The organism is Streptomyces sp. NPDC039462 (genome assembly GCF_055639375.1).
In genome coordinates, this window is the sequence record NZ_JBVKAO010000013.1 from 1526 (window position 1) to 3311 (window position 1786).

Sequence of the window (1786 nt, forward strand, 5' to 3'; positions counted from 1 at the left end):
CCTCATGTGCGACGGATTTGCCTATCGCACGGCCTACACCCTTACCCCGGGACAACCACCGCCCGGGCTGGACTACCTTCCTGCGTCACCCCATCACTCACCTACTACAAGTCTGGTCCGTCGGCTCCACCACTTTCCTTTCCCCGAAGGGTCCGGAACGGCTTCACGGACTTAGCATCGCCTGATTCGATGTTTGACGCTTCACAGCGGGTACCGGAATATCAACCGGTTATCCATCGACTACGCCTGTCGGCCTCGCCTTAGGTCCCGACTTACCCTGGGCAGATCAGCTTGACCCAGGAACCCTTAGTCAATCGGCGCACACGTTTCTCACGTATGTATCGCTACTCATGCCTGCATTCTCACTCGTGAACCGTCCACCACTGCCTTCCGGCGCAGCTTCACCCGGCACACGACGCTCCCCTACCCATCCCAGCCCCCGTTGGGGGTATGTGCTGGAATGACACGACTTCGGCGGTACGCTTGAGCCCCGCTACATTGTCGGCGCGGAATCACTAGACCAGTGAGCTATTACGCACTCTTTCAAGGGTGGCTGCTTCTAAGCCAACCTCCTGGTTGTCTCTGCGACTCCACATCCTTTCCCACTTAGCGTACGCTTAGGGGCCTTAGTCGATGCTCTGGGCTGTTTCCCTCTCGACCATGGAGCTTATCCCCCACAGTCTCACTGCCGTGCTCTCACTTACCGGCATTCGGAGTTTGGCTAAGGTCAGTAACCCGGTAGGGCCCATCGCCTATCCAGTGCTCTACCTCCGGCAAGAAACACACGACGCTGCACCTAAATGCATTTCGGGGAGAACCAGCTATCACGGAGTTTGATTGGCCTTTCACCCCTAACCACAGGTCATCCCCCAGGTTTTCAACCCTGGTGGGTTCGGTCCTCCACGACCTCTTACAGCCGCTTCAACCTGCCCATGGCTAGATCACTCCGCTTCGGGTCTTGAGCGCGCTACTATGTCGCCCTATTCGGACTCGCTTTCGCTACGGCTTCCCCACACGGGTTAACCTCGCAACACACCGCAAACTCGCAGGCTCATTCTTCAAAAGGCACGCAGTCACGACGTACAGCACAAGTGCTGCACGCGACGCTCCCACGGCTTGTAGGCACACGGTTTCAGGTACTATTTCACTCCGCTCCCGCGGTACTTTTCACCATTCCCTCACGGTACTATCCGCTATCGGTCACCAGGGAATATTTAGGCTTAACGGGTGGTCCCGCCAGATTCACACGGGATTTCTCGGGCCCCGTGCTACTTGGGTGTCTCTCAAACGAGCCGCTGATGTTTCGACTACGGGGGTCTTACCCTCTACGCCGGACCTTTCGCATGTCCTTCGCCTACATCAACGGTTTCTGACTCGTCTCACAGCCGGCAGACTGTGAAAGAGAGATCCCACAACCCCGTATGCGCAACCCCTGCCGGGTCTCACACGCATACGGTTTGGCCTCATCCGGTTTCGCTCGCCACTACTCCCGGAATCACGGTTGTTTTCTCTTCCTGCGGGTACTGAGATGTTTCACTTCCCCGCGTTCCCTCCACACTGCCTATGTGTTCAGCAGCGGGTGACAGCCCATGACGACTGCCGGGTTTCCCCATTCGGAAACCCCCGGATCAAAGCCTGGTTGACGACTCCCCGGGGACTATCGTGGCCTCCCACGTCCTTCATCGGTTCCTGGTGCCAAGGCATCCACCGTGCGCCCTTAAAAACTTGGCCACAGATGCTCGCGTCCACTGTGCAGTTCTCAAACAACGACCAACCACCCATCACA

Annotated in this window: 1 rRNA gene (only partly in view); it reads right to left on the reverse strand. The window is 57.6% G+C overall.

Features of this window, described 5'->3' with window-relative positions:
• Positions 1-1731 (reverse strand): 23S ribosomal RNA (locus ACZ7LU_RS39795); it reaches 1492 nt to the left of the window's first position.
• Positions 1732-1786: the final 55 nt, after the last annotated feature.